24 protein-coding genes are annotated in these 26,180 nt (G+C 71.6%); 13 read left to right on the forward strand and 11 right to left on the reverse strand.

Going from position 1 to position 26,180, the window contains the following annotated elements:
* Positions 1 to 10: 10 nt before the first annotated feature.
* The 5 genes from AC07FT_RS12795 to AC07FT_RS12815 all read left to right on the forward strand — a co-directional run bounded on the left by AC07FT_RS12795 (position 11) and on the right by AC07FT_RS12815 (position 5,707).
* A complete protein-coding gene (locus AC07FT_RS12795) occupies positions 11 to 2,827 on the forward strand; it encodes a sensor histidine kinase (protein WP_479176285.1) in 2,817 nt (938 codons plus the stop codon).
* Positions 2,824 to 3,315, forward strand: coding sequence for a roadblock/LC7 domain-containing protein (locus AC07FT_RS12800; RefSeq protein ID WP_471193762.1), 492 nt, complete (start codon positions 2,824 to 2,826; stop codon positions 3,313 to 3,315). Before AC07FT_RS12795 ends, AC07FT_RS12800 begins: the two co-directional genes overlap by 4 nt.
* Positions 3,312 to 3,704: a DUF742 domain-containing protein gene (locus AC07FT_RS12805; protein WP_254738445.1), complete on the forward strand. Its 393-nt coding sequence runs from the start codon at positions 3,312 to 3,314 to the stop codon at positions 3,702 to 3,704. Before AC07FT_RS12800 ends, AC07FT_RS12805 begins: the two co-directional genes overlap by 4 nt.
* Complete coding sequence (locus tag AC07FT_RS12810) at positions 3,685 to 4,377, forward strand: GTP-binding protein (RefSeq protein WP_471193759.1); 693 nt, start codon at positions 3,685 to 3,687, stop codon at positions 4,375 to 4,377. The genes AC07FT_RS12805 and AC07FT_RS12810 overlap by 20 nt, the downstream gene beginning before the upstream one ends.
* A 76-nt stretch (positions 4,378 to 4,453) precedes the next feature.
* Positions 4,454 to 5,707, forward strand: a complete 1,254-nt coding sequence (locus AC07FT_RS12815) for a styrene monooxygenase/indole monooxygenase family protein (protein ID WP_479176286.1) — start codon at positions 4,454 to 4,456, stop codon at positions 5,705 to 5,707.
* Here the strand turns inward: AC07FT_RS12815 and AC07FT_RS12820 are convergent.
* The 4 genes from AC07FT_RS12820 to AC07FT_RS12835 all read right to left on the reverse strand — a co-directional run bounded on the left by AC07FT_RS12820 (position 5,688) and on the right by AC07FT_RS12835 (position 9,138).
* Positions 5,688 to 6,884, reverse strand: coding sequence for a C40 family peptidase (locus AC07FT_RS12820; protein ID WP_479176287.1), 1,197 nt, complete (start codon positions 6,882 to 6,884; stop codon positions 5,688 to 5,690). The genes AC07FT_RS12815 and AC07FT_RS12820 overlap by 20 nt on opposite strands.
* Positions 6,885 to 7,066: 182 nt before the next feature.
* Positions 7,067 to 7,333, reverse strand: a complete 267-nt coding sequence (locus tag AC07FT_RS12825; protein ID WP_479176288.1) for a hypothetical protein — start codon at positions 7,331 to 7,333, stop codon at positions 7,067 to 7,069.
* A gap of 33 nt (positions 7,334 to 7,366) precedes the next feature.
* Positions 7,367 to 8,149 carry a TetR/AcrR family transcriptional regulator gene (locus tag AC07FT_RS12830; protein ID WP_479176289.1) on the reverse strand — a complete coding sequence of 261 codons (783 nt, stop codon included), beginning with the start codon at positions 8,147 to 8,149 and terminating at the stop codon, positions 7,367 to 7,369.
* Between the two features lie 59 nt (positions 8,150 to 8,208).
* A complete protein-coding gene (locus AC07FT_RS12835) occupies positions 8,209 to 9,138 on the reverse strand; it encodes an AurF N-oxygenase family protein (protein ID WP_471193749.1) in 930 nt (309 codons plus the stop codon).
* 246 nt (positions 9,139 to 9,384) lie between these two features.
* Between AC07FT_RS12835 and AC07FT_RS12840 the strand changes: the two genes are divergently transcribed.
* Entirely contained in the window at positions 9,385 to 10,467 is a 1,083-nt protein-coding gene (locus AC07FT_RS12840) for a ferritin-like domain-containing protein (RefSeq protein ID WP_302887807.1), read from the forward strand.
* A 268-nt stretch (positions 10,468 to 10,735) separates the two neighbouring features.
* The gene (locus AC07FT_RS12845) at positions 10,736 to 11,260 is read left to right on the forward strand and encodes a GNAT family N-acetyltransferase (RefSeq protein WP_479176290.1); all 525 of its coding nucleotides are present in this window, start codon (positions 10,736 to 10,738) and stop codon (positions 11,258 to 11,260) included.
* Between the two features lie 287 nt (positions 11,261 to 11,547).
* On the opposite strand, the gene AC07FT_RS12850 is transcribed toward AC07FT_RS12845, so the two are convergent.
* Entirely contained in the window at positions 11,548 to 12,447 is a 900-nt protein-coding gene (locus AC07FT_RS12850; protein ID WP_479176291.1) for a LysR family transcriptional regulator, read from the reverse strand.
* Positions 12,448 to 12,551: 104 nt separating this feature from the next.
* On the opposite strand from AC07FT_RS12850, the gene AC07FT_RS12855 reads away from it, so the two are divergent.
* A complete protein-coding gene (locus tag AC07FT_RS12855) occupies positions 12,552 to 13,850 on the forward strand; it encodes an MFS transporter (RefSeq protein ID WP_479176292.1) in 1,299 nt (432 codons plus the stop codon).
* Positions 13,851 to 14,257: 407 nt separating this feature from the next.
* On the opposite strand, the gene AC07FT_RS12860 is transcribed toward AC07FT_RS12855, so the two are convergent.
* A complete protein-coding gene (locus tag AC07FT_RS12860; protein ID WP_479176293.1) occupies positions 14,258 to 15,031 on the reverse strand; it encodes a thioesterase II family protein in 774 nt (257 codons plus the stop codon).
* A 182-nt stretch (positions 15,032 to 15,213) separates the two neighbouring features.
* On the opposite strand from AC07FT_RS12860, the gene AC07FT_RS12865 reads away from it, so the two are divergent.
* A complete protein-coding gene (locus tag AC07FT_RS12865; RefSeq protein ID WP_479176294.1) occupies positions 15,214 to 15,456 on the forward strand; it encodes a hypothetical protein in 243 nt (80 codons plus the stop codon).
* A 67-nt stretch (positions 15,457 to 15,523) separates the two neighbouring features.
* Here AC07FT_RS12865 and AC07FT_RS12870 read toward each other — a convergent pair whose 3' ends face one another.
* Positions 15,524 to 17,917, reverse strand: a complete 2,394-nt coding sequence (locus AC07FT_RS12870; protein WP_479176295.1) for an MFS transporter — start codon at positions 17,915 to 17,917, stop codon at positions 15,524 to 15,526.
* Positions 17,918 to 18,029: 112 nt separating this feature from the next.
* Between AC07FT_RS12870 and AC07FT_RS12875 the strand changes: the two genes are divergently transcribed.
* From AC07FT_RS12875 to AC07FT_RS12885, 3 genes are all read left to right on the forward strand, one after another.
* Entirely contained in the window at positions 18,030 to 18,566 is a 537-nt protein-coding gene (locus AC07FT_RS12875) for a MarR family winged helix-turn-helix transcriptional regulator (protein WP_479176296.1), read from the forward strand.
* Between the two features lie 124 nt (positions 18,567 to 18,690).
* Entirely contained in the window at positions 18,691 to 19,086 is a 396-nt protein-coding gene (locus AC07FT_RS12880; protein WP_432011628.1) for a DUF427 domain-containing protein, read from the forward strand.
* A 73-nt stretch (positions 19,087 to 19,159) separates the two neighbouring features.
* On the forward strand, positions 19,160 to 19,624 hold the full coding sequence (locus AC07FT_RS12885; protein ID WP_479176297.1) for a hypothetical protein: 465 nt from the start codon (positions 19,160 to 19,162) through the stop codon (positions 19,622 to 19,624).
* On the opposite strand, the gene AC07FT_RS12890 is transcribed toward AC07FT_RS12885, so the two are convergent.
* The 3 genes from AC07FT_RS12890 to AC07FT_RS12900 are packed head-to-tail and all read right to left on the reverse strand — an operon-like array spanning position 19,621 to position 23,036.
* Positions 19,621 to 20,253: a hypothetical protein gene (locus AC07FT_RS12890; protein WP_479176298.1), complete on the reverse strand. Its 633-nt coding sequence runs from the start codon at positions 20,251 to 20,253 to the stop codon at positions 19,621 to 19,623. The two genes, AC07FT_RS12885 and AC07FT_RS12890, sit on opposite strands and share 4 nt — an antisense overlap.
* A gap of 19 nt (positions 20,254 to 20,272) precedes the next feature.
* A complete protein-coding gene (locus AC07FT_RS12895; protein ID WP_479176299.1) occupies positions 20,273 to 22,567 on the reverse strand; it encodes a hypothetical protein in 2,295 nt (764 codons plus the stop codon).
* A gap of 13 nt (positions 22,568 to 22,580) precedes the next feature.
* Positions 22,581 to 23,036 (reverse strand): hypothetical protein, encoded by a 456-nt coding sequence (locus AC07FT_RS12900; RefSeq protein ID WP_479176300.1) that lies wholly within the window; start codon positions 23,034 to 23,036, stop codon positions 22,581 to 22,583.
* 202 nt (positions 23,037 to 23,238) lie between these two features.
* On the opposite strand from AC07FT_RS12900, the gene AC07FT_RS12905 reads away from it, so the two are divergent.
* A complete protein-coding gene (locus AC07FT_RS12905) occupies positions 23,239 to 23,616 on the forward strand; it encodes a hypothetical protein (protein WP_479176301.1) in 378 nt (125 codons plus the stop codon).
* A gap of 53 nt (positions 23,617 to 23,669) precedes the next feature.
* On the opposite strand, the gene AC07FT_RS12910 is transcribed toward AC07FT_RS12905, so the two are convergent.
* Positions 23,670 to 26,138 carry a penicillin-binding transpeptidase domain-containing protein gene (locus tag AC07FT_RS12910; RefSeq protein ID WP_479176302.1) on the reverse strand — a complete coding sequence of 823 codons (2,469 nt, stop codon included), beginning with the start codon at positions 26,136 to 26,138 and terminating at the stop codon, positions 23,670 to 23,672.
* Positions 26,139 to 26,180: the final 42 nt, after the last annotated feature.

Consider the following 26,180-nt stretch of genomic DNA (forward strand, 5'->3'; position numbering starts at 1 on the left):
GTGAGCACCGGTGCGGAAGAAGCGGCTTCGGGGCACCCAGCGCGAACCGGACGGCGGGCCACGCCTTCAGGATCTCCAGGGCGGCACGGCACGGCGGCGTACCGCGCGTGTCCGCAACCGCCTGGCCGCGTCCGTCGTCCTCGTCTCCCTCGCCGTCCTCGGCGCGGGCGCCCCGGCCGTCCTCCTGGCCCTCGACGACTGCACCGACGCCCAGCGGCTGGTCGGCCTCGCCCGGACCAACCGTGACGCGGTGACCCTGGCCCACTCCCTCGCCGACGAGCGCGACGCCATGACCGCCTATGTCGCGGGCGGGCGCACCACCGCTTCCGGCGGCGGTGTCTCCGAGAGCCAGCGCGCCCGGGTGGACCGCCAGGTCCAGGAGGTGCGCCAGGAGGTCCCCGGCTCCGTCCGGCGGCTGCTGGACGGCCTCCCGCGGCTGCGCCAGCAGGCCCTGACCGGCCATGGCCCGGCGCTGGAGGTCTTCACCTCGTACACCACCGCCGTCCAGGCGCTGAACGAGGTCTCCGTCCGCCTGGCCCGCGAACTGCCCGACGCGGGCTCCGGCTCCGCCGCCGCGCTCGTCCCGCTGGGCCGGGCCACCGAGCAGGCGTCGGCCACCCGCGGCCTGCTCACGGCCGCGCTGGCCGGGGGCGGCGCCCAGCCCGCGCTGACCTCCGCCGCCCAGCGGGCCCACCTGCGCGACGGGTCCGCGCTCGCCGACTTCCGCCAGCTCGCCCCGGCCCCGGCCGGTGAGCGCTACGACCGCACGGTCAACGGCACCGAGGTCGGCACCGCCGAGCGGTACGCCACCCGCCTCACCGACCGGGGCCGGCTGTCCGGCGCCGACCTCCTCGTCGACGAGGACCGGGTCGAGACCGCCCTGAGCGCCCGCCTCACCCGGATGCGCGGGGTCGAGTCCTCCCTGGCCTCGGCCGAGATCTCCGCGGTCACGGGGGTGCGCCACGACGCGGTCACCACCCTGGAGGTGCGGATCGCGATCGTCGGCGGCGCCCTGCTGCTGGCCCTCGGCACCGGTGTGCAGACCGCCCGCTCGATGACCCGGCCGCTGGCCGTCCTGCGGCGTGGCGCCCGCCGGGTCGCGGCCGATCCGGCGGCCGAGGAACCGGTCGGCTACACCGGCCGCGACGACGAGTTCGCCGACGCGGTCCGCGCGGTCAACGAGCTCCACGCCAAGGCCGTGCGCGCCCAGGAGCGCGCCGCCGGACTCGGCACCGAGCGCACCCGGCTGGTCGGGGAGCGGCAGCGGCTGGCCGATGAACGGGACGCGCTGCGCCGCGAGCGGGACGCGGTCGCCGCCCGGCTGGAGGGGCTGCGGTCCCGGGTGCACGGCAGCTTCGTCAGCCTCGCCCTGCGCACCCTCGGTCTGATCGAGCGGCAGCTCGCCGTCATCGAGGGCATGGAGGAGCAGGAACAGGACCCCGACCGGCTGGAGACCCTCTTCCAACTGGACCACCTGGCCACCGGTATGCGCCGGTACGGCGAGAACCTCCTGGTCATCGCGGGCTCGGAGAACACCTCCGGCCATCCCGGCCCGGTGCCGCTGCTGGATGTGCTGCGCGCCTCGATCAGCGAGGTCGAGCGGTACGACCGGGTGCGGATCCAGTCACTCCCGCCGCATGCCCAGGTCGCCGGGTACGCCGCCGACAGCATCAGCCACCTGGTCGCCGAACTCCTGGAGAACGCCACCTCGTTCTCCCCGCCCGACGCCCCGGTGCAGCTCTCCGGCTGGCTGCTGGAGAGCGGCGAGGTCATGCTCTCCATCCAGGACGAGGGCATCGGGATGACCCCCGAGCGGATGGTGGAGCTGAACGACCGGCTCGCCGATCCGGTGCCCGACTACTGCCAGGGCCCGCAGCCCGAGGACCCGTTGGGGCTCGGCCTGTACGTGGTGACCCGGCTCGCCGCGCGCCACGGGGTCCGGGTGCAGCTGCGCGAGCAGCAGCCGGGCGGGGTGGCGGCCGTCGTGGTCCTGCCCACGAAGATCCTCCCGGCGGGTCCGCCGGGTGCCGGGCTGCCGCCCGCGCCCTCGGCAGGTGCCGGCGCCGACCGCGGTGACGTGGGGTTGCCCGCCTTCCCCGGGTCGGAGGCCGAGGCCAACTCCAACTTCCTTCCGTCGCAGGCCCGTTCGGCGTCCATGCCGGCTGCCGAGCCGGAGCCGGACGGGGTGCCCGGGTCCGCGGCCGTGGACCCCGGGGCGGAGACCCCCGCCCCCTGGGCCGCTCCGGGTGAGCGGTGGAGCACGGCCCCGGCCGTGGCCCCGGACGACGCGCCGTATCCGATGGAACCGACGCCGCCGCGCGGCCACCCGGCCCCGGGGAGTGCCGCGGCGCCGCCCGCGCTGCCCAGGCGCACGTCCCGGTCCGGCACCGCCCCGGCCGCGTCCGGCGACGCGGCCGGTGACCCCGGCGCCGAGGAGCCCGCGGGCGGCCACGGGGCCCGCCCGGTGGGCGCGGACGCCTGGGGCCCGGCCGGTGCGGACGCGGATCGTACGGATCCGTACGCCATCGGTTCCGAGGAGCACACCCGGGCCGCCGAACACCCCCGCACCGACAAGGGACTTCCCAAGCGCACCCCGAAGAGCGTGGAGCGCCGCGCCCCCGGGGCGCGGGAGCGGTCCGGGGCGGTGGACGCGGAGGAGCTGCGGCGCAGACTCGGCGGTTTCCAGCGCGGTGCGCTGGAGGGCCGCCGGGACGCCGAGGCCGAGATCGCCGCACGCGGCCGGGGCCGGGAGCACGGCCCCCAGGGCGGCCCAGAATGTACGGGGGCGCATGACGAGGGTGACACGGTTGAGGAGGCACGCAGGTGAATGCGCCCAGTAGTACCTACGGGTTGAGTTCCGAGGCCCGTAATCTGCACTGGTTGCTGGCGAATCTCGTGGAGGAGGTGCCGGGCGTCCGATCGGTCGCGGTGGTCTCCTCGGACGGGCTGATGCTGCTCTCCTCCGACGCGCGGCACCTCACCGCCGCGGGCGCCCTCGACCCCACGGCACAGGACGGGCCCAAGGGTTCCAGCGCGGACCTCGCCACGATCGTCTCGGGGCTGGGCAGTCTCACGCTCGGCGCGGCGAAGCTGATGGACGGCGGGGGCGTCAAGCAGACGATGGTGGCGATGGACGGCGGCAGTCTGTTCGTCATGACGATCGGGGACGGTTCGCTGCTGGGCGTGCATGCCACCCCCGACTGCGATATGACCGTCGTCGCCTATCACATGGCGCTGTTCGTGGGCCGGGCCGGACATGTGCTCACCCCCGAACTCCGCGGTGAACTACGCAGGTCCCTGGAGTCGGCTCAGTGACGGCCGGGTCCGGTCGGCCCGCCCGCCAGCCCGGCCGCGTCCGGCCGTACTCCCTCACCGGCGGGCGGACCCGCTCGGACCATGTGCTGCTGGTGGAGACTTTCGTGGCCTCGCTGGAGCCACCGGACGGACGGTGGGACCCGGCCCCTTCCGGCGGGCCGGGCGCCCGGATGCTGCCGGAGATCCGGGCGATCATCGAACTCTGCCGCCGGATGCGCTCGGTCGCGGAGGTCTCCGCGATGCTCAAGATCCCGCTCGGGGTGGTGCGCGTCCTGCTCAGCGACTTAGCCGACCAGGGAAAGATCCGCGTCTACGGCACCGGGCGGGGCCCGGGACAGCCGGACCGCGCGTTGCTCGAAAGGGTGCTCAGTGGACTCCGCAGGCTCTGACACGATTCCGGCCGCGACGGCGGTGCCGCCGTCGCGGGGGTCCGGCATACCCGGTGCCGGGATTCCGGGCACGGGGATACCCGGTGCCGAGGAGGCTCCACAGAGCTGGCAGACGGACCGTTCGCGGGCGCCGATCGCGACCAAGATCGTGATAGCGGGCGGTTTCGGGGTGGGGAAGACCACCTTCGTGGGGGCGGTCTCGGAGATCACCCCGCTGCAGACCGAGGCGCTGATGACCCGGGCCGGTGAGGACATCGACGACATCACCGCGACCCCGGACAAGCTGACCACCACGGTGGCGATGGACTTCGGCCGGATCACGCTCGAGAACGACCTGGTGCTGTATCTCTTCGGCACCCCCGGCCAGCACCGCTTCTGGTTCATGTGGGACGACCTGATGCGCGGGGCGATCGGCGCGGTGGTGATGGCCGACACCCGGCGACTGGAGGACAGCTTCCCGGCGCTGGACTACTTCGAGAGCCTCGGACTGCCCTATGTGGTTGCGGTCAATCACTTCGAGGGGGCACCCCGGTATCTGCCGGAGGACGTGCGGGACGCGCTCTCGGTGACCGAGGGGGTCCCCGTGGTGCTCATGGACGCCCGTCGGCGGATCACGGTGGTGGACGCGCTGCTGGCCCTGGTGCGGCACGCCGTTGACGTTTCACCCGAGTGACGTAACCTCGGCACCGCTCGCGGAATGGAATGCTCCATTCCTCTTTTGGTCCGAGCTCGAGGGAGCGTCGACAGTCATGCGGAAGATACTCATCGTCGGAGCCGGACAGTCCGGGCTCCAGCTCGCCCTCGGCCTCCAGGCCCGGGGGTACGAGGTCACCGTGATGTCCAACCGGACGGCCGATGAGATCCGCTCCGGGCGGGTGATGTCCACCCAGGTCATGTTCCACACCGCGCTCCAGCACGAGCGTGACCTGGAACTGAACTTCTGGGATGCGCAGGCGCCGCGGATCGAGGGGCTGGGCGTGTCCATCGCCGGACCGCCGACCCCCGCGGGCCACCCCCGCGCCGTCGACTGGCTCGGACCGCTGGACGGGTATGCCCAGTCCGTCGACCAGCGGCTGAAGATGGCGGGCTGGCTGGAGCTGTTCGCACGGCGCGGCGGGCGGGTGGTCGTGCACGGTGCCTCCGTCTCCGACCTCGATGTCTTCGCCACCGCCTACGACCTGGTGCTGGTGGCCGCCGGCAAGGGCGAACTGGTCTCGCTCTTCGGCCGGGACGGCGCCCGCTCCCCGTACGCCGCCCCGCAGCGCGCGCTCGCCCTCGCCTATGTGCACGGTCTCGGCCCGCGTCCGGAACACCCGGAGCTGGACGCGGTGCGCTGCAATCTGGTGCCCGGTGTCGGCGAACTGTTCGTCATGCCGGCCCTCACCCGCTCCGGCCGCGCCGACATCCTCTTCTGGGAGGGCGTCCCGGGCGGCCCCGCCGATGTCTTCCAGGGCATCACCGACCCCTCCGAACAGCTGGCCCTGATCCTGGAGCTGATGGAGCGGTTCACCCCGTGGGAGTACGCGCGGGCCACCAAGGTCGAGCTGACGGACGCGGGCGCCACCCTGGTCGGGCGGTACGCCCCGACCGTGCGCCACCCCGTCGGGGAGCTGCCCGGCGGCGGACGGGTGCTCGGCGTCGCGGATGTGGTGGTCACCAACGACCCCATCACCGGCCAGGGTGCCAACTCGGCCGCCAAATGCGCCGCCGGTTATCTGGAGAGCATCGTCGAACACGGTGACCGCCCGTTCGACGCCGACTGGATGCACCGGACCTTCGACCGCTACTGGGCCACCGCACGGCACGTCACCAAGTGGACCAACACGATGCTGGCCCCGCCGCCGGAGCACATCGTGGGCCTCCTCGGCGCGGCGACCGGGCTGCCCGACGTCGCCCGGCGGATCGCCAACGGATTCGACGACCCCGCCGACTTCGAGCACTTCTTCTACGAGCCGGAGCGGGCCGCGGCCTATCTGGAGCGGGTCAGCGCTTCCGCGTCGTGACCGGCCCCGGACGCACCGCGCCCTGCACCGGATTGGTGGCCAGCGGGGAGAGCTTCACCTGCTGACCGGGGCGCGGCGCCTGCACCACCTGGCCGTTGCCCGCGTAGATCGCCACATGGCTGGCGCCCTTGTTGTAGATCACCAGATCGCCGGGGCGCAGCCGCTGGAGGGAGATCCGGGGGAGCTGCCGCCACTGCTCCTGGCTGGTGCGCGGAATGGTGCGTCCCGCATGGGCCCACGCCTGCGACGTCAGCCCCGAGCAGTCGAAGGAGTTGGGCCCCTCGGCGCCCCACACATACGGTTTGCCGATCTGGTCCATGGCGTAGTCCAGGGCGCGCTGCCCGGCCGTGGCGGACGCCATGGACCCGCCGGTGGACTGCGGCGCCTGGCCGTCACCGCCGGTCTGGCCCTGCTGGCCGCCGGTCTCCTGGCCGGGGTCGGTGGGGTCGGCGGCGGGCGGTCCCGCGGCGCCCGCCGGATCGTCCGCCCCGGAGCCGAGAGCACCGGAGGCGACCAGCTTCTGCTGGGCCTCCTCGGTCTCCTGGCGCTCGCGTTCGGCCACCTCGGCGATCTGCTGGGCGGTCAGCGACGCCAGCCTCTTCTCGATCCCGGTGAGCCGCTTCTTCACCTTGTCGCGCTGTTTCTTCCGCTTCGAGGTCAGCGACAGCTGTTTGTCCAGGGCGGTACGGGCCCGGGTGGCGAGGGTGTCGGCGCGCCGCTCACCCTTGGACAGACGTTCGACCAGGGCGGCTTCCCGGCCCGCGGCCCGGGTGAGCTCGCGCGCCTGGTCGGCGGCGGCGTCCGGATGGGTGCTGAGCAGGGTGAGCAGGAAGCTGTAGGAGGAGAGCCGGCTGTGCCCCTGGTACTGCTGCCGGGCCAGCCGTCCGGCGTCGGCCTGGCTGTCGGCCAGCCGGGTGCGGGTGCGGGCGAGGTCGGCCGCCAGCTTCTTGGTCTTCGCGCGCTGGGTGCGCAGCTTCTCCTCGGTCGCGTTGTACGCCTCGGTCGCCTCCTCGGCCTTCCGGTACATCGTCTTGAGCTGGGTCAGCAGCTCGGCGACGGATGCGTCGACGGGGCGGGCCGGGGCGGCTTGTGCCGTGACTCCCGCGACGGGCGGTACGAGTGCGGCGGCTGCGGTGATCGCTGCCACGCAGACCGAGCCCACGAATCGTCCTGACACGTGCTCACCTCCGGCTGCTGAAGCGTCTCTCCACTCCAGATCAGCAGGATCGTGGCACGTTGGTCGTATCTTCAGGAGAATTGTGGGCGAGTCGGGTCAACACGGTCACCCGTCCGGTGGGTCGGTCCCGCCGATCGGCCCTGGTCCGGTGGACACCCCGAGGGGGCGATTCCCCCGCGGCATCAGCCCGGCTTGGACCACGGCCACTTCAGCCCGCCGTGCGCCCTGCCCTCCGGGTCGTACTCGTACCGCCAGCCCCGGATCACGCCCAGCCGTTTCGACATTCCCGCCGGGACGCGGCGGTAGACATGGACCGTCGGAGGTCCGCCCGCCTGGTCCTCCACCGGGACCTCATAGTGCTTCGGCGGCTGTCCGGTGGCGCCGACCAGCACCTTCAGCACCCGGCCGTCCAGCGGCCCGCCCACGAAGGGCATCTCCTCGCTTCTCACCGGACCAGTCTCACAGCCCGCCCGCCACGGCGCTCACAGCAGATGCGCCGCCTCGCCCACCACCGGCAGCATCCTCCGCAGCAGCGAGCCCACCGGCCCCTGCGCGGGCTCCATCGCGAGCGCGGCCCGGGCCACCGCCGCGGTCTGCGGATCACAGGCCGCGGTCGAGCACAGCAGCGAGACGAAGTGGTCGACCAGCCAGTCGCGCAACTCCTCGACCGGCAGCTCCTTGCGCTCGTCCAGCCAGACCAGGGAGGCCGCCTCGACCGCAGTGATCCAGGTGCGCACCATCATCCGCAGCCGCGGACCGGGCGCCTGGACCGCCAGGTGCAGCAGGATCTGCTCCGCCCCGGCCCGCCGCACGCCGTCCACGATCGCGTTGGTCTGCGAGGTCTCGGCCACGCTGCCGCTCTGGAGCAGCGCGCTGAAACCCGTGTCGTGCTCGTCCACGAAGGCGAGGTAGCGGTCCAGCACATGGCCCAGCCGGGCGCTCAGCGGACCCTGCTGCGGCTCCTCGAAGCACCGCTCCAGCTCATCGGAGGCACTGCGCAGCACGGCCTCGTACAACTGCTGCTTACCGCCGGGGAAGTAGCGGTAGACCAGGGGACGGGAGGCACCCGCGGTCGAGGCGACATCGTCCAGCGACACGTCCTCGGGCGGACGGTGGGCGAAGAGATCCAGGGCCGCCGCGATGAGTTCGGCGCGCCGCGCCTCGACGCTGAGCCGGCGATAGGTTCCGCGGCGCGCGGCCCGGGTGCGGTCCGCCGGGGGTGCTGCCTCCGGGCGGGCCGGGGCGGTGCCGCTGCCTGTCGTCATGTCTGGCAGCGTAACCGCCCCGGTCGGGGGCGCCAGGGTGCGGGGTCCTCGCATGGCGCCTACGGCAGCAGCCCCGAGCTCTGCCACATCCGGCGGCCCACACCCCGCAGCACCCCGATGTCGTCCAGGAAGTCGGTCAGCCGCTTGGCGCCGGTCTGCATCACCTCGCGCCGGTGGCCGCTCGCCCGTACCTGGGCCACCGCCTCCCGCCGGTCCAGCCCCACATCGGTGTACACCCGCGGGTTGACGAACGCCCGGGAGAAGATACGGGCGAACTCGCCCGCGGTGACCCGGGTCAGCTCCTGCTCCCAGCGCGGGGCGGTCACCATCTGGCGGCGCAGCTCCTCGCGCGCGTACCGCACATGACGGGCCTCCTCCACCACATGGATCCGGGTCACCCCGCGCACCAGCGTCTGCACCCGGTCATCCGGGAAGGTCAGCCGCTGCATCCAGTCCAGCACCTCCTCGCCGAGCAGGGTGGCGGTGAAGGAACCGGGCGTGGTGGAGACCGTCTTGAAGAAGCGGGCGATGTTGTGGTGGAGCCGGGAGACCGGGTAGTTGCCGATGCCGCCCTTGTTGATCAGGCGCGCGAACATCATCGAGTGACGGCACTCATCCGCTATCTCGGTGAGCGCGTAGCGCACATGGGCGCTGGTGGCGGGCTTGTCGTAGATGTGCCGGACGAGCAGCTGCATCAGGATGACCTCGAACCAGATGCCCAGCGACAGCAGGGCGGCGCCCTCGTGCTTGGCCAGCAGATGGCGCTGCTCCTCCGACATCCGCCGCCACATGGGGGTGTCGTACAGGGACACCAGCTCCGGCGGCCAGTACCACTTGTCCGGCTCGAACGGGGCGTCCCAGTCGAGCTCCTTGTCGGGGTCGAAGGAGTGCTTGGCGGAGGATTCGAGCAGCCGCTGCGCCACCCGCTCCCGGTCCTTGATCAGCCCGAGTGCGTCCCGGAGCGCGGGCGGTTCGGTCATGGTCGTCATCGCTGGGGGCACCTCGCTGATGGCTCGGACTCGGATGGCACGGACACACAGGGCCCGGACACGACGCCGAGGTCGGCGGGTGACCGGCGAACTCCTCTTATAAGACTGCCTGTCAGCAAGCGCGTCAATCCCCCGCGGATGTGTTGTTGACCGTTTGGTGAGCGCGTGTGAGCCTGCCGAAAACGCATCCGTTACGGGGGAGCGAGGTGAAGGAGGGCGTCGGTGGCGACGCATGAGCTCTACGCGATGGACTCCGGGGACCCGATGTGGAAGGTGCCGGCCACCGGTGCTGCGCGCTTCAGCTGGGAGTACGACGATCACCGTGCCCGGCTCCTCGCCCTCTACCAGAAGGGCAAGGACAAACAGTGGGACGCCACCAAACGGATCGACTGGGACCTGGAGGTGGACCCGTACGACCCGCTGGGCACCCCCGACGAGGCCCTGGCCCTGTACGGAACCCGCTACTGGGAAAGGATGTCCGAAAAGGAGCGGGCGGAGTTCCGGCGCCACGCCGCCGCCTGGCAGTTCAGCCAGTTCCTCCACGGTGAACAGGGCGCCATGGTCTGCGCCGCCCGCATCGTCGAATCGGCCCCCGACCTCGACGCCAAGTTCTACTCCGCCACCCAGACCATGGACGAGGCGCGCCACGCCGAGCTCTACGGGCGCTTCCTCCACGAGAAGATCGGGATGCTCTACCCGATCAACGACAACCTCCAGGCCCTGCTGGGCGACACCCTCCGCGACTCCCGCTGGGACATGGCCTACCTCGGTATGCAGGTGCTCATCGAGGGCCTGGCGCTCGCCGCGTTCGGCGTCATCCGCGACACCACCGACAAACCCCTGCCGCAGCAGCTCCTCGCCTATGTGATGCAGGACGAGGCCCGCCACGTCGCGTTCGGCCGGATGGCGCTGCGCGACTACTACCGCCAGCTCACCGACGCGGAGCTGCGCGAGCGCGAGGAGTTCGTCATCGAGGGCTGCTATCTGATGCGCGATCGGCTGCGCGGTGTCGAGGTGCTGGAGAACCTCGGCATCCCCAAGGCCGAGGCCGAGGAGTTCAGCGAGCGCTCGCCCTACCTCCACATCTTCCGGAAGCTGCTGTTCAGCCGGATCGTGCCCTGTGTGAAGGACATCGGGCTGTGGGGCGAGCGGCTCCAGCGGGCCTACGTCGACATGGGCGTGCTGGAGCTGGGCGACAGCAATCTGGACCTGCTGATGAACCAGGACGAGGAGCTCGCCGAACGGCTGGACGCGGAACGCTTCGCCACGGAGGAGGCGGCCCGCACCGGTGAGGTCGCCGAGGCCATCGCCCAGGGTGCGGAGGACTGAGGGGGCGCGCGACCCCGGCGCGGAGCGACCCGCACCTGCCGCATCGCCGCGTCGGTGCCGAAACGCCGCGTGGCGGGGACGTGACACCGTCAACACAACTCTGTGACACGGCGCTTGTTACCTTCGTGATCAGTGCCACCGGGAACACCGAGGTCATTGGGGTGATCTCGGTCCGGTGGCATCTGTAGTGCAGCAGAACGGCCAAGAGGTGCCTTCCACGGCGGTGGGGGGCATCTCTTCGTGTGTCCGGCCGGAGGATGATGGTGGTGTGCGGATTCGAACGAGCACCATCGAAGACCTCCCCGTCCTCCAGGAGATCGAGCGCGCGGCGGGCCTGTGCTTCCGGGACGTCGGCATGGACGAGGTCGCCGACGACGAGCCACTGAGCCTGGCCGAGCTGGGGTGCTACCAGCGGGCCGGGCGGGCGTGGGTCGCGGTGGACGACACCGACCGGGCGATGGGCTACCTGATCACCGACCCCGTCGACGGCAATGTGCATATCGAGCAGGTCTCGGTCCACCCGGACGCCGCCGGGCGCGGCGTCGGCCGCGCCCTGATCGACCACATCGCGGCGCACGCCGCCGCGATGGGCGTACCGGCGCTGACCCTGACCACGTTCGTGGACGTGGCCTGGAACGCGCCGTACTACGCGGCCCGGTGCGGCTTCCGGACGCTGGCCGAGGGCGAACTCACCCCCGGTCTGCGCGAGATCCGGCGGAGCGAGGCGAGGCACGGCCTGGACCGGTGGCCGAGGGTCTGCATGCGCAGGGACCTGCCGGCGGCCTCCGGCTGACCCGACCGGGCCGCGTGCGCTGTGGTCATGCCCGGCTGATGCCGTACACACGGGTGTACGGCATCAGCCGGGCCGCCGCTCCGGCCCCGGCTGGGTCGGCTCGGACCCGGGCCGGACGGGCACGGGGGGTGTACGCACGGTCCCGCGGTCAGGTCCGTGCCGTGCAGGATCACGGGATCCGGCTCGATTCCGCGTGCGGGCGTGGCCGCCCCGGCTTTCCGCCGGGGCCGGTCCGGGGCGGCTCCGGCTGGTGAGGGCCGTTCCGGGATCGTCGCCGCACCTCGCGGTCAGGTCCGTGCCGTGCACGTCGCGGCGACGGTCCGGCCGAACTCCCGTACGCGCGCGGTCGCGTCGGCCCTGCGCCGGATCAGGCCAAGGGCCGACTCCGGCATGCCCTCCACCGGGAGGAACCGCACCGCGCTGCGGCCGTGGTACTCGGCCGTCGGCGCGCAGAGCAGCATCGCGCCCCGGCCCGCGGCGACCGCCGTCAGCCCCTCCTGGAGGGTGTGCACCCGGGGGCCGGGCGGGACCGGGCGTCCACCCGGGGTCGCGGCAGGGGCCATGGCGTCGCGCCAGTAGCGCGGTGCGGGACCGGCCGGCGAGACCAGCGGGCTCTCCGCCAGCTCCTCGGCCCGTACGACGGCGCGGCCCGCGAGCGGGTGGCCACCGCCCACCGCCAGGCGCTGCGGCTGCCGCGAGAAGACCGGGCCCAGCACGAGATCCGGTTCGGCGACCGGCAGACAGACCACCGCCGCGTCCACCTCACCCCGGCGCAGCGCGCCGAAGGGATCCGCGAGCGGAATCTCCACCGTCTCCAGCTCACACCCGGGATGCCGGTCCCGGAACGCCACGATCGCCGCCATCAACCCGTCCCCGACCGCCCCTTGGAACCCCACCCGCAGAACGCCCCCGACCCCGTGGGCCGCCTCCCGCGCCCCCTCGACCGCGCCATGCAGCGCGGCGTGGGCGGGCCGCAGCTCGGCCAGGAACCGTTCGCCCAGCGGGGTCAGCCGGACCCGGCGGCTGGTGCGGTCCAGCAGCCGGGCGCCGATACGCCCTTCCAGCGCACGCAGCAGCTGGCTCACCCTGCTCTGCGAGACGTACAGCCGCTCGGCCGCCCGTCCGAAGTGCAACTCCTCGCTGAGCACGAGGAAACACTCCAGTTCGCGGAGGTCCAGCCCGCTCATGACACCCCTCCCGGACGGTCCCACCGGGATCGATGAGCCTCGCTCATGGCAAGGGTGAGGAGTTCGCCGTTGTTCCCCGCCGGGAACGGCAGTTCGCTGGAACCATGTCCAACCGCACGGAATTCACCACTCCGACAGGCGTCTCCGGGCCCGGTCCGCAGCCGCCTTCGACTCCGCACTCGACCCCGACCCCGACTCCGCACTCGACCCCGACCCCGACTCCGCACACCTCACCGCTCAGGTCCTGGCTCGCCGTCGTCGCCGTGGCGTTCGGCACCTTCTCCGTCGTCACCACCGAGATGCTGCCGGTCGGCCTGCTCACCTCCATCGGATCCACGCTCGGTGTCTCGGACGGTACCGCCGGGCTCGCGATGACGGTGCCCGGGATCGTGGCGGCGGTCGCGGCACCGCTGATCACCGTCGGGGTGGCCGGACTCGACCGGCGGCTGGTGCTGACCGCACTGATGGGCTTGCTGGCCACGGCCAACCTGCTCGCCGCCCTCGCCCCGGGCTTCCCCGTCCTGCTGACCGCCCGGGTCCTGGTGGGGGTGAGCATCGGCGGGGTGTGGTCGATCGCCGCCGGACTCGCCGTACGGCTGGTGCCGGAGAAGTCCGCGGGGCACGCCACCGCGATCGTCTTCAGCGGGATCGCGGTGGCCTCGGTCCTGGGGGTACCCGCCGGAACGCTGATCGGCGACCTGATCGACTGGCGGGCGGCGTTCGCGGTGATGGCCGCGCTGTCGCTGGCGGTGGCCGCCGCCCTGGCGATCACCCTGCCGCGGCTGCCCGCGACCGAGGCGATCCGGCTGCGCGAGGTCCCGGGCCTGTTCCGCGAGGTCCGGCTGCGGGTCGCACTCACGACCACCCTGCTGCTGGTCACCGGCCACTTCTGCGCGTACACCTATATCCGGCCGGTGCTCGAGGACGTCGCGGGTGTGCGCACGGGCCTCATCAGCGGGCTGCTGCTGGCGTACGGGGTGGCGGGCATCGCCGGGAACTTCCTCGCGGGCGCGACCGCCCACCGCGATCCGCGCCGCACCCTCGTGGTGATCTTCATCCTGCTGGCCACCGCCGAACTGCTGGTCCCGGTCACCGGCGGCTCCCCGGCGGGCGCCGCCGCGCTGCTGGTGCTGTGGGGGCTGGCGTACGGCGGGGTGTCGGTGACCTCGCAGACCTGGGTGCTGCACGCGGCGCCGGATGCGCGGGAGGCGGCCTCGGCGCTGTTCGTCGGGGTCTTCAACGTGGCGATCGCACTGGGCGCGCTGCTCGGCGGCCGGGTGGCGGACGGCGCCGGTCCGACCGGCGTGATGTGGTGCGGGGGCGCGCTGGCGGTACTGGCCCTGCTGAACGCGGCGGTCTTCGGCGGGCGCGGGAGTGGAAGCGGGCGCGGGCGCGGGTGTTGAGCCGGAGCGGGGAACGGCCCCGCTCCGGGCGGAACCGGCGGTGGGCCCGGAAGGGTGCGCTACCGGCGCCCGGCCCGCCGGTACGTTCGCGGTCTCCCCGGCCGCGTGCGGCCGGAGCCGGCCCGCTCGTGTCGTAGGTCCCCGGGCGGCGCGGGTGATCGGCGACGAGTCCCCGGCGTCCGTGGGCGGAACCGGCTGCGGAGCAGGGATGGCACGCGACCAGGGCCGCGGCACGGGTGCGCCCGCGGTCTCCCGGACCGCGCGTATCCGTATCCGGACCCCGGGCCCGCCGGTCACCCCTGATCGCCCGGGTGGCCACGCCCGGGCGACCGGGCGCCCGCGCGTGACACGGCGCCATCGGCCCCGGACCCCGGCGGACCGCCACCCGTCCCGTACGACCCCGGCCGTCACGCCCCCGGCAGGGCCCGCAGTCGCTCGGCGACCGTCCTCACCACGGAGGGCACCTGGTCGTTGAGGTAGAAGTGCCCGCCCGGGAAGACCTGGTACTCGAAGGCGCCGCTGGTGTGCCGCTGCCAGGCCCGTACCTCGTCGATGGTCGTCCTCGGGTCGGCGTCCCCGGTCAGCGCGGTGACCGGGCAGCCGACCCGCTGCCCCGGAACGCAGCGGTAGGTCTCGATGGCGTGGTAGTCGCCCCGGATCGCGGGCATGGCCAGCCGCAGCAGCTCCTCGTTCCGGAACACCTGCCCGTCCGTCCCGTTCAACCGCCGCAGCTCACGCAGCACACCCTCGTCGTCGCGCTGGTGCACGGTCTCATCGCGCCGGGTGGAGGGCGCGCGCCGTCCGGAGACGAACAGCGCGGCGGGCGTCACCCCGGCGCGCTCCTCCAGACGCAGCGCCACCTCGTAGGCGAGGGTCGCCCCCATGCTGTGCCCGAACAGTGCCAGCGGCCGGTCGAAGATCCCGGCCCGCTCCCGGACGGCGGCGACGACGGCGTCGGCGAGCTCGTGGAGATCGTCCAGACATGGTTCCCGGTAGCGGTCCTGCCGCCCCGGGTACTGCACGGCCAGCACCTCGACCGACGGCGCCAGGGCCTTCGCCACCGGCAGGTAGTAGCTGGCCGACCCTCCGGCGTAGGGGAAGCAGAGCAGCCGGATCGCGCTGTCCGGGGCCTCCTGGTATCGCCTGAGCCAGGTGTCGGCACCGCTGGCGATGCTCGTCATGGTGAACGGTTCCTTCCGCCGGGGTACGCGGGAGCCGGGGAGGCAGCACTCCCGCTGCGACCACCGCCTTGGTACCAGGCACCCCCTATGTGCGGCTTGAGCGGCGAAAGGCTCAGGCCATGTGGACGGGGCGAGCAGGTGAGACCCTGAAACCAGGGGACTCGTCTTCGGGAGTGGGTCCGATGGCAGTGAGCATGCACGTGGTCTGGAGCAAGACCGAGCCGGGGCGCGTCATCTATGAGACGCACTCGATCGAAACGATCACCGACGGCGAGGGCGTACACGCGACGGTCGACAGTCACACGTACGAGATCTCCCTCCGTAGCCGCGCGCAGGCGGAGTCCATCGCGGACGAGGAGGGATTCGAACTGTTCCGCAAGGGCGAGGCGTGGGAGAGCCTGCCCGAGGAGGAGGAAGCGGAATGAGCACGGCGCGGGGCCCGGGGGCCGCCGCACCGTGTACTCATCGATGTTCCGCCGGTGGGGGTGGGGTTCAGCTGCCGTGGGTCAGCAGGAAGTCCACGTCCCGGGCCTCCGCGGGCTCCGCGCCGCCGACCGTGACCGGCCGGGTCGCCGGTGCGTAACCGCCCGCGACCACCGTGTAGTGCTCACCGGTCAGCCCCTCGAAGCCGAACGTCCCGTCCTCGCCGGTGATGAACTGCCCGACGACGTCTCCCGTGGAGTCCAGCAGCGACACCCGCGCGTCCTGGAGCGGCCGCCCGCTCCGTCCGCGCACCGTGCCCCGGACCCGGGCGGCGGGCCGCAGCTCCACGTCCACGCGCACCGGCTCACCGCCGGTCAGCTCCACCTGGGTGGCGTGCGGACGGTGGCCGTCGGCGGCCACGGTCACGGTGTACGCGCCGGACGCCGGCTCGGGCAGCGTGAACTCGCCCTTCTCGTCGGTCGTCGCCGCACCCGCGACCGCTCCGTCGGGGCCGGTCACGGTCACGGTCGCCCCGGCCAGCGGTTCCCCGCCGGTGGTCCGTACCGAACCGGCGATCCCGGTGCCCCCACCGGTCAGCCGCAGATCGCAGACGACCGGCCGGTCCGCGACCAGCAGGGTGGCGGCCTGCGGACGGTGGCCGGGGGCGGAGCCGATGAGGACGACGTTCCCGGCGTCGTTCCCGGCATCGGGGACGGTGACGCGGTAGCGGCCGTCGTCGCCGCTGGCCGTACGTCCGAGCTGCTGACCGCCGGTGTCGATGAGGGTGACGGCGGCATCGGCGAGCGGAACGTCGCCGGGGCCGAGGACACGGCCGTGGACGAGCCGGCCGGCGGGGGCCGTCGCGCCGTCGGCGACGGGCTCGTCGGCGACGGGCTCAGCCTCAGCCGCCACCTCGGCCTCAGCCTCAGCGTCGGCCTTGGTTTCGGCTTCGGCGCGCGGCGCGTCCGCGCCGTCCCGCGGTGCCTCGGACGTGGCCGCCGGGTTCCCGGAGGCGAGGGCGGTCCGGCGCCGGGCGGGCAGGAAGAGGGCGATCAGCAGACCACCGACCGCGGCGGCGCACGCCACGGCGAACGACGTCTTGAACCCGTCCGTGTTCGGCAGCGGAACACCGCCGAAACTGGTCGTCTGGTGCGCCAGGATCACACCCACCACCGCACTGGAGGTGGACATCCCGATGGACCGCATCAGGGTGTTGAGCCCATTGGCCGCACCCGTCTCACTGGCCGGAACGGAGCTGATGATCAGCGTCGGCATGGCCGAGTACGCGATCCCGACACCGATGCCGAGCGCGACCGACAGCACCACGATCTGCCAGACGTGGTCCATCATCACGGTGCCCGCGCCGTAGGTCGCGGCGATCACGATGAGCCCCAGGACCAGCGACACCTTGGGGCCGCTCGCGGCGTTGATCCGCGCGGACAGCGGGGAGACGGCCATCATCGCGACACCCATCGGCGCGACGTAGAGCCCGGCCATGACCATCGACTGGCCGAGGCCGTATCCGGTGGCCTCCGGCAGCTGCAACAGCTGGGGGAGGATCAGCGACATCGCGTAGAACGAGAAGCCGACCATGATCGAGGCGAGGTTGGTCAGCAGCACCTGACGACGCGCGGTGGTCCGCAGGTCGACCAGCGGGTGCTCGGTCCGCAGCTCGATCAGACCCCACACCACCAGGATCACCGCGGAGGCCCCGAACAGCCCGAGGGTGGTGCCGCTGCCCCAGCCCCAGTCGGCGCCCTTGGTGATCGGCAGCAGCAGGCAGAGCAGCCCGGCGGACAGTCCGATCGCCCCGATGAAGTCGAAGCGGCTGGGGGTGCGGACGCTGGACTCGGGCACGACCATCAGCACCAGCGCGATGGCGACCACACCGATCCCGGCGGCCCCGTAGAACAGCACGTGCCAGTTGGTGTGCTGGGCGACGAACGCGGCGGCCGGGAGGCCGAGCGCACCGCCGATCCCCAGTGACGAACTCATCAGGGCCATCGCGGAGCCCAGCTTCTGCGGCGGGAGCTCGTCCCGCATGATGCTGATGCCGAGCGGAATGGCGCCCATTGCCCCGCCCTGGATGGCCCGGCCGACCACCATCACCACCAGGTCGGAGGTGACCGCGCAGGTCAGCGAGCCGATCACCAGCAGCGACAGGGCGACCATCAGCATCCGGCGCTTGCCGAACATATCGCCGAGCCGCCCCATGACGGGGGTGGACACCGCGCCCGCCAGCAGGGTCGCGGTGATCACCCAGGAAGCGTTCGAGCTGGTGGTGTTCAGGAGCTGGGGCAGGTCGGTCACCAGCGGGACGACCAGCGTCTGCATCACCGAGACGGCGATACCGCAGAACGCGAGGACGGCCACGAAGCCGCCGCCGACCTCGCGCGGAAGCGGAGAGCCCGGCGACGCGGTGCTCTGGAGCTCCTCGACGCGGGTGGGGGCTGACTGGGGCATGCGGGTGCCCGCCTCCAAACAAGTTCAGGGGACAACGAATGATGTGCATCCTACACACGATGTGTACGATGCACATTGCCAAAGAGAAGTACGGGGGCGGTGAGGAGGAAGCGTGCTGGAGCGCCTGGAACGCGAGCTGATGCTGGTCGCCCGGTGCCATGTGCTGACGCCCCGGGACCGCAAGACCACGGGCGCGGACGGGGCCGGCGACACCGCGGCCGGTGCCACCGGGACCACCGGGACCCGCGACGCCGACGGGACCGCGGGCTGCGGTCCGGACCGGCTGGACCGTTCCGCCTATCTGCTCCTCTCCCGGCTGGACGCGGAGGGCGCGATGTCCATCGGCCAGCTCGCCGACGCGTTCCAGCTGGACGTCTCGACCGTCAACCGGCAGACCGGAACCCTGGTCCGCAGCGGTCTCCTGGAGCGCATCCCGGACCCGGACGGCGGCCTCGCCCGCAAACTGCGCGCCACCAGCCAGGGTGCCGGCCGCTTCGCCGCCGAACGGGACCGCCGCCGGGCCGCCCTCGCCGGGCTCCTCGAGGGCTGGACCCCGGAGGAGGTCGCCCGCTTCGAGGAGATGCTGACCCGCTTCAACCGCGAGGTGGAGACCAAGGAGGGCCACGTCTGGCCGCGCGGCGAGGTGTGAGCGGGCCGGAATGTGTGCACCCGGCCGTACGTTGCCCTGAACAGGGAAAGCGTCACAGTGCGGAGCACCGCACGGGCACCGCACGCATTCACCTTCACCCGAGAAGTCCGAGGAGGACGCGGTCATGTCGACCCACGCACCCCATCCCACGACCGGAAGCGGCAGCGGCGGGCACCGCGTGGATGTGGTCCGCGGCTCCCAGCGCGTCAAGGTCACCATCGACGGCCAGGTCGTCGCCGAGTCCCGCCGCCCGCTGCTCGTCCATGAGACGGGCATGCCGGTGCGCTACTACCTTCCGCCGGAGGACGTGGACCTGACCCTCTTCGAGCCGACCGACACCACGACCACCTGCCCCTTCAAGGGCGAGGCGGCCTACTGGACGTTCATCGGCGCGGAGAGCGGCGGCACGCTGCGACCGGACGTGGTCTGGGCGTACCCGCAGCCGATCGACGCGGTGGCGGAGATCAAGAACCACCTGTCGTTCTACGACTCCGTGGCCGAGGTCACCGTGGAGGAGTGACGGCGCCCGGCCTCCGGCCGCCGTCACCCGGGCAGGGGCCTTGCCCGGCCCCGCCGGCGGGAACGGCTGTCGCGTGCACATCCACGCGTACTCGTGGCTCGGCGAGAAGGAGCTCTTCGACCGGGAGGCGCGCCGCCGCCTCCCGGACCGCCCCCGGCCGCCCGCCACCGCGGAGGACGAGGAGCACTACCGGTCGCTCCTCGACACCTTCCGCCGCTCGGAGCTGCCCCCGATGGAGACGTCCCACTGGCTGCTGAAGTCGCCCTCGGCGATCCGCGCGACCTTCGACGAACCGAAGGACGCGGCGGCCTGGCTCGGCGGCGAACTCACCGAACACGCCCCCGGTTTCCTCGCCCAGCAGGAGGCGGACGCAGCCCGCCTGTCCCGCCTGGTCGCCACGGCGGCGGAACGCCTGGCCCACGGCGGGGACGTCTCGTTCGGCTTCTACCTGGGCCGGACGTCCTTCCTCTCCCTGGCCCTGGTCACCTGCTCCCCCAACCACGCCACCCCGACCCTGCGGTGCCCGCGGGGCGGCTAGTCGTCCCAGTGGATGGTGACGGGGGTGTCGGGCAGCCGGTCGGCACCGGGGCATTTGAACCAGTCGTGCGCGATGTCGCGCGCCGCCTGGGCCGCGAACGCGGACAGCGCGCGAAGCCCCTTGGTCGATTTGGTGGGTGCGCTGCCTGGCTTGACGGCGTCCCGCACCAGGGAGGCGCTGGTGCCGACGTTGAGCCGGTTCTTGCCCTCGGCCGACGAGCGGCCACAAGAGATGTAGAGCGAGATCTCCCCTTTAGCGGACAGATAGCCGTAGGCATCTCCCAGAGAAGCTGGGGTCCCCTTGCTCTGTATGCGTTCACGAGGATGGTTGCCCAGTCCGGCGAGGTACGTGACGTACACTTCCTCGTCGCCGCCCTCGAGGCGGCAACTGCCGGTGGACTGAGGGCTGCTGAACTGAATCGCATCTTCCTTGAAATCTGCCCCCCCGTCGGGGAGGAGAGGAGCTACCTTCTCCCCGGGCAGGCGATGGTTGCAGACACTCTCGGGCACACTGGCGGAATGGTTCGAGCGGGAATCATCGAGCAGCCACCATGATCCTCCGCCGATACCCAGTGCCATCAGGGCGATGACTATTGCTGCGCCGCGGCTGTTCCGCATCGAGAACGACATCTGTGAAACGGTCCGCTTCTTAGTGGGATTCCAGGGAGTTGGCCTTGTTCGAGGTCTGGTAGACCTCGGTGGCGGCGCGCCTGACGCTCGCGCTGGTGGGATCGAGTCCGGCGTCCGTCGCGGCGCTGTAGAACGCCTTCTTGGTTGCTTGTGCAGTACGCTCGCGCTCGGTGTTCACGTATCCATCCCGGTTCTCCTCGATCTGCCGGGCCGCCCCCTCGGGGTCCTTGACCAGGTGCTCGAGTGTCGCTTCGCGGATGTCCTCCGATGCCCAGCCGAGCACATCACCCGCCACCGGCACATAGCTCGTGCCGAGATCGACAAAACGGCCGACCCACTTGTCCCTGTCCGCCAGTTTCTCGTTGTACTCCTCGATCTTCTCGACACTGTCATCCGCCGCAGCGATGGCATCGGCCCGCCCCGCAGCCGTGAGGCCAGCAATTCTCCCGCCGGGGTCAGCCGCTGACGAGGCGACTTGAGCGAGACCGTCGCCATTCCCGCGCTGAGTGAGAGCCTCGCGCATCATTTCGGTGGTGACGGCCTGCCGAGCCTGAGTGATGCTCGCGTATGCCTCCGGGTCTGCCGCCGTGGTCTCCAAGAAGCGATTCAGCACACCCAGACCTTCACTCTCCGAGAGATCGGGTGGGAAGCCGGTGGACTTGATGTAACCGCTGTCGTCCCCACCCGCATACACCCGCTGAATGTCGTGCATGTACTCCGCCGACATGTTCCCCAAACTCCCCGCGATCGGCGCGAGTCCGCCCTCCCCCTTGAACAGATCGGGGTTCGCCGCCACTTTCTTCACCACCGTGCTGAACAGCTCCGCCTGATCCACGGTGTGATCCTTCGCGGGGCCCGCGCTGTCGTACGCCCGCCCGGACGTGGCGGACTCCAGCGCATGGCCGAGGGCCTCCTTGCCGTAGCCCGTACGCTCCCCGACTCCACCCAGGACATCCTTCGTCGCGTCCGTCGCGTGCCAACGATGGTTCTTGCCGTCCTTGTCACCCAGGAAGTAGTCCAGATTGCGGAGCTTCTCGAGCCCGTCGTCCTTCCCCCCACCCGTCGATCCCTGGAAGAACTCCGTCGACGCCTCCGGGCTGTGACCGAGCCCTTCGAGGAGTCCTGGGATCGGGTCCCAGCCGGGCCCGCCCTTCTTGTCGAGGTTGAGCCGGTATTTCGTGTCCCCATCGGGCCCCTCGGCCCACACCCACTCGTTCGGGTTCTTCCGGTCGAAGGCGACCATGTCCTGCGCGATGGGGACGAGGAATTCCTTGTCGTACTTCCCGTGGCGCAGCAGGGTGGACAGGACCTGATAGCCGGTGGTGTCCGCCCGTCCCCATGGGTCGGAGGGCAGAGATTCCTTCCCCACCTTCTTCAGCTCGGTCACCCATGACTTCCCGAGGTAGTCCTTGTCCTCGCGAAACGCGGTGTGCGGGTCGTCCTTCCCGGTCGGCCGGTGGGTCGCCGTGGCCAACGTCTCGCCCATGCTGACCTGAATGCTGTGGGCCAGTTCGAGCTGGGCCTTGCTGCATCCCTCCGGGGCACCGAGCGCGACGTACTGCTGGAAGCGCAAGGCGTCCGTGGGCCCCAGCGAACGGTAGAAGTCCACGGCGAACTCACGGTCCTTGCGGTTCCCCGCGAGAAGCTGCTTGAGTTCCGCCAGCTTGGCCCCGGTGAGCTCCTTGTCCCACGCCTTGCCGGGTTCGAGGGCCAGCCTGGCGAGCTCGACGGCCCGTTCCGCCTGGGCGTCATCGAGCGAGTCATAGTTCGCGTGGCCGAAGTTGTGGCTGTCGCCGCCATGGATCTTCTTCAGGGCACGGGCCACGGAGTTGTCGATCTCGTCCGCCTGCGCGATGAGCCCGTTGATCCGGCTCTCCAGGGCCTCCCGCTCCCGGGCCTGCGTCGGGGTCTCCTGATTGGTGTCCCCTTGCCGCCCCACCGCCACGCACGAGACGGTGCCGTCGTCCAGCCCGGTGACCCTGATGTGCGACTTCTTGGCGTCGACGTCCACAGCGGTCTTCAGGTCGGACTGGATCTCCGTCAGATCCGTGTGCGCGTCCCGGAGCATGCTCCAGATGGCCTTGGCCTCGGTGTGCGCGTCCCGGAACTCCTTCCCGGTCTTGCGGACGAACGGCCGGGTGACATCGGCGGTCAGCCCCGCCCAGCGCGCCGCTTCGGACTGCTTGACCATGCCGTCCTTGGCATCCGTGGCCAGTGTGTCCAGTTGGTCCACCATCTCCTTCCAGTCGTCGGCCGCCGCGCCGAGACTCTTGAAGGAGACGTGATAGAGGTCGTCGAAGGTCAATCGAGTCATGGTCGCCTTCCCCCTACCGGTAGTAGCGGGAGATCTCGGAAACCGACATGGCGCTTCCGTTCCGATGCGACATGGAAGCGCCGATCTCTTTGTCCGTATGGGCCTGTGACTTCTTGGTGTAGTCGAGACCGTTGGAGATATGGGCGCACGCCTGGAGCAACGTCTTCAGCTGGTCGTTCCACATCGTGGCCATGGTGGTGAGGGCATCGGCCATGCTGAAGTGGTGCGCCCCCAGAGATGTCGCGGCCTCGGCCGTCGCGCCGTCGTCCTTCGCCCCCCGGGTCATATCGCCCGCCTTCTTCAGGCGGGCGTGGAGTAAGAACGCCTCATGGCCAACCCGTCCCAGATCGTCCTGATGCACCACGAGATCGCCGGAATCCCCGTTCGATGAGCTCTTACCCGCGCTGTTGACCCGCATCCGGGACGCCGCCTCGGCACGCAGCCCACTCCATTCCCCGTCGAATGACACGCTCTCTCCCCAGGTGCGCCATGAACATGAAGTCACGCACAGCTTATGGGAGTTGACGCCTCGTACGGATGCGCGAAGGTCGGCGTGTCACCGAAAAGCGGTAGGCGCACCATCCCGGCCCTTGACGCCGGGGGAGAAACACCAGGTGATCTGAGTAGCAGGACTCATGCGCGGGCGCTGCCCGCAGGGTGGGATGGTGCCCATGCCCGACAGCACCGCACCCGCCTCCACACCGGATGACGCGTACGACCAGCGAGCCTGGATCTTCCCCCTGCTCTCCCTGCTCGTCACGCTTCCGCTGGTCTACGTGCTCAGCATCGGGGTGGGCTTCGCCGGAATGTCGTGCGACACCGGCTCCAGCGCCGAGATCAGCCGCTGCAACGCCAGTGCGGCTCCCGCCATCAAGGTGTACTTCTGGGGTCTGCTGCTCCCGCTGGCACTGCTGGTGGCCAGCTGGACCCTGCCGCGACACCGGAGCCAGCGCCTCCGTCGCGGCGTCCTCGCCCTGCTGGTGCCCATCGCCGTGCTCGTCCTGTACGCCGTCTTCAACGGCATGGTCGACTGGCCTCCGAGCACCTGAGCCCCGGGGCGCCGCCGATGCGATAGGACTCCGCGGAGGTAGCGGCCCGCTTCTCAGCCGATCGCCGCCCGCATCATCCGGTTGGCGACAGCCGCCGCCCGGTCGTCCCCGGCCCGTGCGTCCTCCACGACCACCGCGACCGCGACCCGCTTCCCGCCGTTCCCGCCCCCGCCACCCCGTGCGTACGAGGTGAACCAACTGGTCTGCCCCTCGTCCGTACCGCCGTTGGCCGTGGCCGGCTGGCCGCCGAGGTCGGCGCCGCTGATACGGGCCGGGCGGCCCGCGCCGTCGGCGATGACGTCCGCCATCGCCGAGCGCAGCTCGCCCGCCGTCCTGGCGCTCACCACCTGGGTGGTGGCGGACTCCGGAGTCCTGCCGCGCAGGGTCTTGCCCTCGGAGTCGGTCACCCGCGAGACCAGATGGGGCGCGACCAGCTTGCCGTCGTTCTCCAGGGCAGCGGACACCATCGCCAATTGGAGCGGGGTCGCCGTCACCTCGGACTGACCGAGGCCCGAGAGCGCGGTGTGCGCCTGGTCAGCGGGTTCCGGGTACTGGCTCACACCGGCCCGGACCGGTGTCATCTGGTCTTCGGAGTTGAAGCCGAACTTCTCCGCCGTGCCGCGCAGTTTCTCCGACCCGAGGTCGGCGGCCGCCTTGGCGAACACGGTGTTGCAGGACTCGCGCAGCGCGACGCGCAGGCTGACGTTCTTGCAGTGCCCCGCGCCCTCGTTCCGCACGACCGTGGCGGTGCCGGGGAGGGCGTACGGCTCGGGGCTCCGCGTGGCCGCGTCGATCGACTCGTACAGACCGTTCTCCAGCGCCGCCGCGGTCACCACCAGCTCGAACGTCGCGCCGGGTGGATAGGTCTGCCGCAGCGCGCGGTTGTGCAGCGGCTTGTTCTCGTCGTCGTTGGCCTCCCGCCATGCCTTCTGGTCCTCGGTGGTGTTCCCGGCGTAGGACGAGGGGTCGTACGACGGGGTGCTCACCATCCCGAGGATCTCGCCGTTCGACGGATCGATGGCCACGGCCGCGCCCTTGGCGTTCCCCAACGCCTCGTACGCCGCCTTCTGCACCGCGGGATCCACGGTCGTGATGACGTTGCCCGGGGCCGTCAGCCCCTTCTCCTTGCCGTTGAGGACCTCGCGGTACAGGCTCTCGATCCCCGAGGCGCCGAAGGACTGGGACGACTGTCCGGTCACGGGGAGGTAGAGCGCACCGTCGGTGTACGTGCGCTGGTACGGGAAGCCGTTCTTGGGGGTGTACCGCGAACCGGTCACCGGCTTGCCGTCCACGATGATGTCGCCGAGGCCCTTGTTGCCGCCGCGCTGGGCGGAGCCGCCCTTGCTCTCGCCGTCCTTCTGAGTCCCGTCGTCCTCCGTGAGCTGCACGACGGTGAACACCCCGCCACCGATCACCGCCAGCGCGGCCACCACCGCGAGCGCGACGCGCGCCCGCGACCGCCGTCGCGAGTCGGGAGCCGGAACGGGGGGAGCGGAGGGTACGGGAGGGGCGGCGGGGACGCCGGGCCGGGGTGGTGCGGCAGGTACGGCGGGGGAGGAGTGCGGAACGCGCGGGTCCGGTCCGTCCGGTACGGGCCTCTCACGGGCCCCCGCCTCACGGGCCGCCTCCGGCCGCGGTTCCTCCTTCTCCCGCCGGGCCACATGTCCGGCGACCGCCGCGGGGAGCCATCCCCGGGAGTCCCGCTCCAACAGTTCGTCCCCGGCCAGCTCCCGGCAGATCTCGATCACCGCGGCCGGTGTCGGCCGCTCCACCGGATCCTTCGCCAGACAGCGGGACACCAGCCCCCGCAGCTCCTCCGGGCAGTCGCCGAGATCCGGCTCCTCGGCCACGATCCGGTACAGCAGCGCGTGCGACGACCCCTCGCCGAAGGCATGGGTGCCGGTGGCGGCGAAGTGGGCCAGCAGCCCGAGTGCGAAGACGTCCAGGGCGGGGCTGACCGCCCGCCCGGAGATCTGCTCCGGAGCCATGTACCCGGGCGTACCCAGCCGTGCGTCCGGCCCGGTCAGCGCCGTGGCGTCCATGGCGTGCGCGATACCGAAGTCGATGACGCGCGGCCCGTCGGAGGCAAGCAGCACGTTGGAGGGCTTCAGATCACGGTGGATCAGCCCCGCCCCGTGGATCGACTGCAACGCCTCGGCCACTCCGGCCACCAGCTGGAGCACGGTGGTGGTCGGCAGCGCCCCGTGCTCGCTCACCGCCGCGCTGAGCGAGGGCCCGGCGACGTACGCGCTGACGAGCCAGGGGCGCGGACTGTCGGCGTCGCTGTCGATGACGGGCGCGGTGTACGGCCCCTGCACCCGCCGCACCGCGGCGACCTCCCGTGCGAACCGCCGCCGGAACTCCTGGTCCTGGGCGTACTCGTCGCGGATCACCTTGAGCGCCACGGGCAGACCGCCCCGCGTGTACGCCAGGTACACGGCGCCCATCCCCCCGACCCCGAGCCTGCCCCGCACCCGGTACCCGGCGATCTCCGCGGGCTCGTCCCCACCCCAAGCGTCCACTGACCCGTCCCCCTCGGCCACAGCTCACGGCTCATGGACTGC

Source organism: Streptomyces sp. NPDC045899 (genome assembly GCF_056431485.1).

Coding starts and splice junctions, on each gene's coding strand:
- AC07FT_RS12855 (WP_479176292.1), top strand. CDS start 12,552: ATGTCCAACCGCACGGAATTCACCACTCCGACAGGCGTCTCCGGGCCC.
- AC07FT_RS12890 (WP_479176298.1), bottom strand. CDS start 20,253: ATGTCGTTCTCGATGCGGAACAGCCGCGGCGCAGCAATAGTCATCGCC.
- AC07FT_RS12840 (WP_302887807.1), top strand. CDS start 9,385: ATGGACTCCGGGGACCCGATGTGGAAGGTGCCGGCCACCGGTGCTGCG.
- AC07FT_RS12895 (WP_479176299.1), bottom strand. CDS start 22,567: ATGACTCGATTGACCTTCGACGACCTCTATCACGTCTCCTTCAAGAGT.
- AC07FT_RS12850 (WP_479176291.1), bottom strand. CDS start 12,447: ATGAGCGGGCTGGACCTCCGCGAACTGGAGTGTTTCCTCGTGCTCAGC.
- AC07FT_RS12815 (WP_479176286.1), top strand. CDS start 4,454: ATGCGGAAGATACTCATCGTCGGAGCCGGACAGTCCGGGCTCCAGCTC.
- AC07FT_RS12860 (WP_479176293.1), bottom strand. CDS start 15,031: ATGACGAGCATCGCCAGCGGTGCCGACACCTGGCTCAGGCGATACCAG.
- AC07FT_RS12835 (WP_471193749.1), bottom strand. CDS start 9,138: ATGACGACCATGACCGAACCGCCCGCGCTCCGGGACGCACTCGGGCTG.
- AC07FT_RS12870 (WP_479176295.1), bottom strand. CDS start 17,917: ATGCCCCAGTCAGCCCCCACCCGCGTCGAGGAGCTCCAGAGCACCGCG.
- AC07FT_RS12880 (WP_432011628.1), top strand. CDS start 18,691: ATGTCGACCCACGCACCCCATCCCACGACCGGAAGCGGCAGCGGCGGG.
- AC07FT_RS12830 (WP_479176289.1), bottom strand. CDS start 8,149: ATGACGACAGGCAGCGGCACCGCCCCGGCCCGCCCGGAGGCAGCACCC.
- AC07FT_RS12905 (WP_479176301.1), top strand. CDS start 23,239: ATGCCCGACAGCACCGCACCCGCCTCCACACCGGATGACGCGTACGAC.
- AC07FT_RS12865 (WP_479176294.1), top strand. CDS start 15,214: ATGGCAGTGAGCATGCACGTGGTCTGGAGCAAGACCGAGCCGGGGCGC.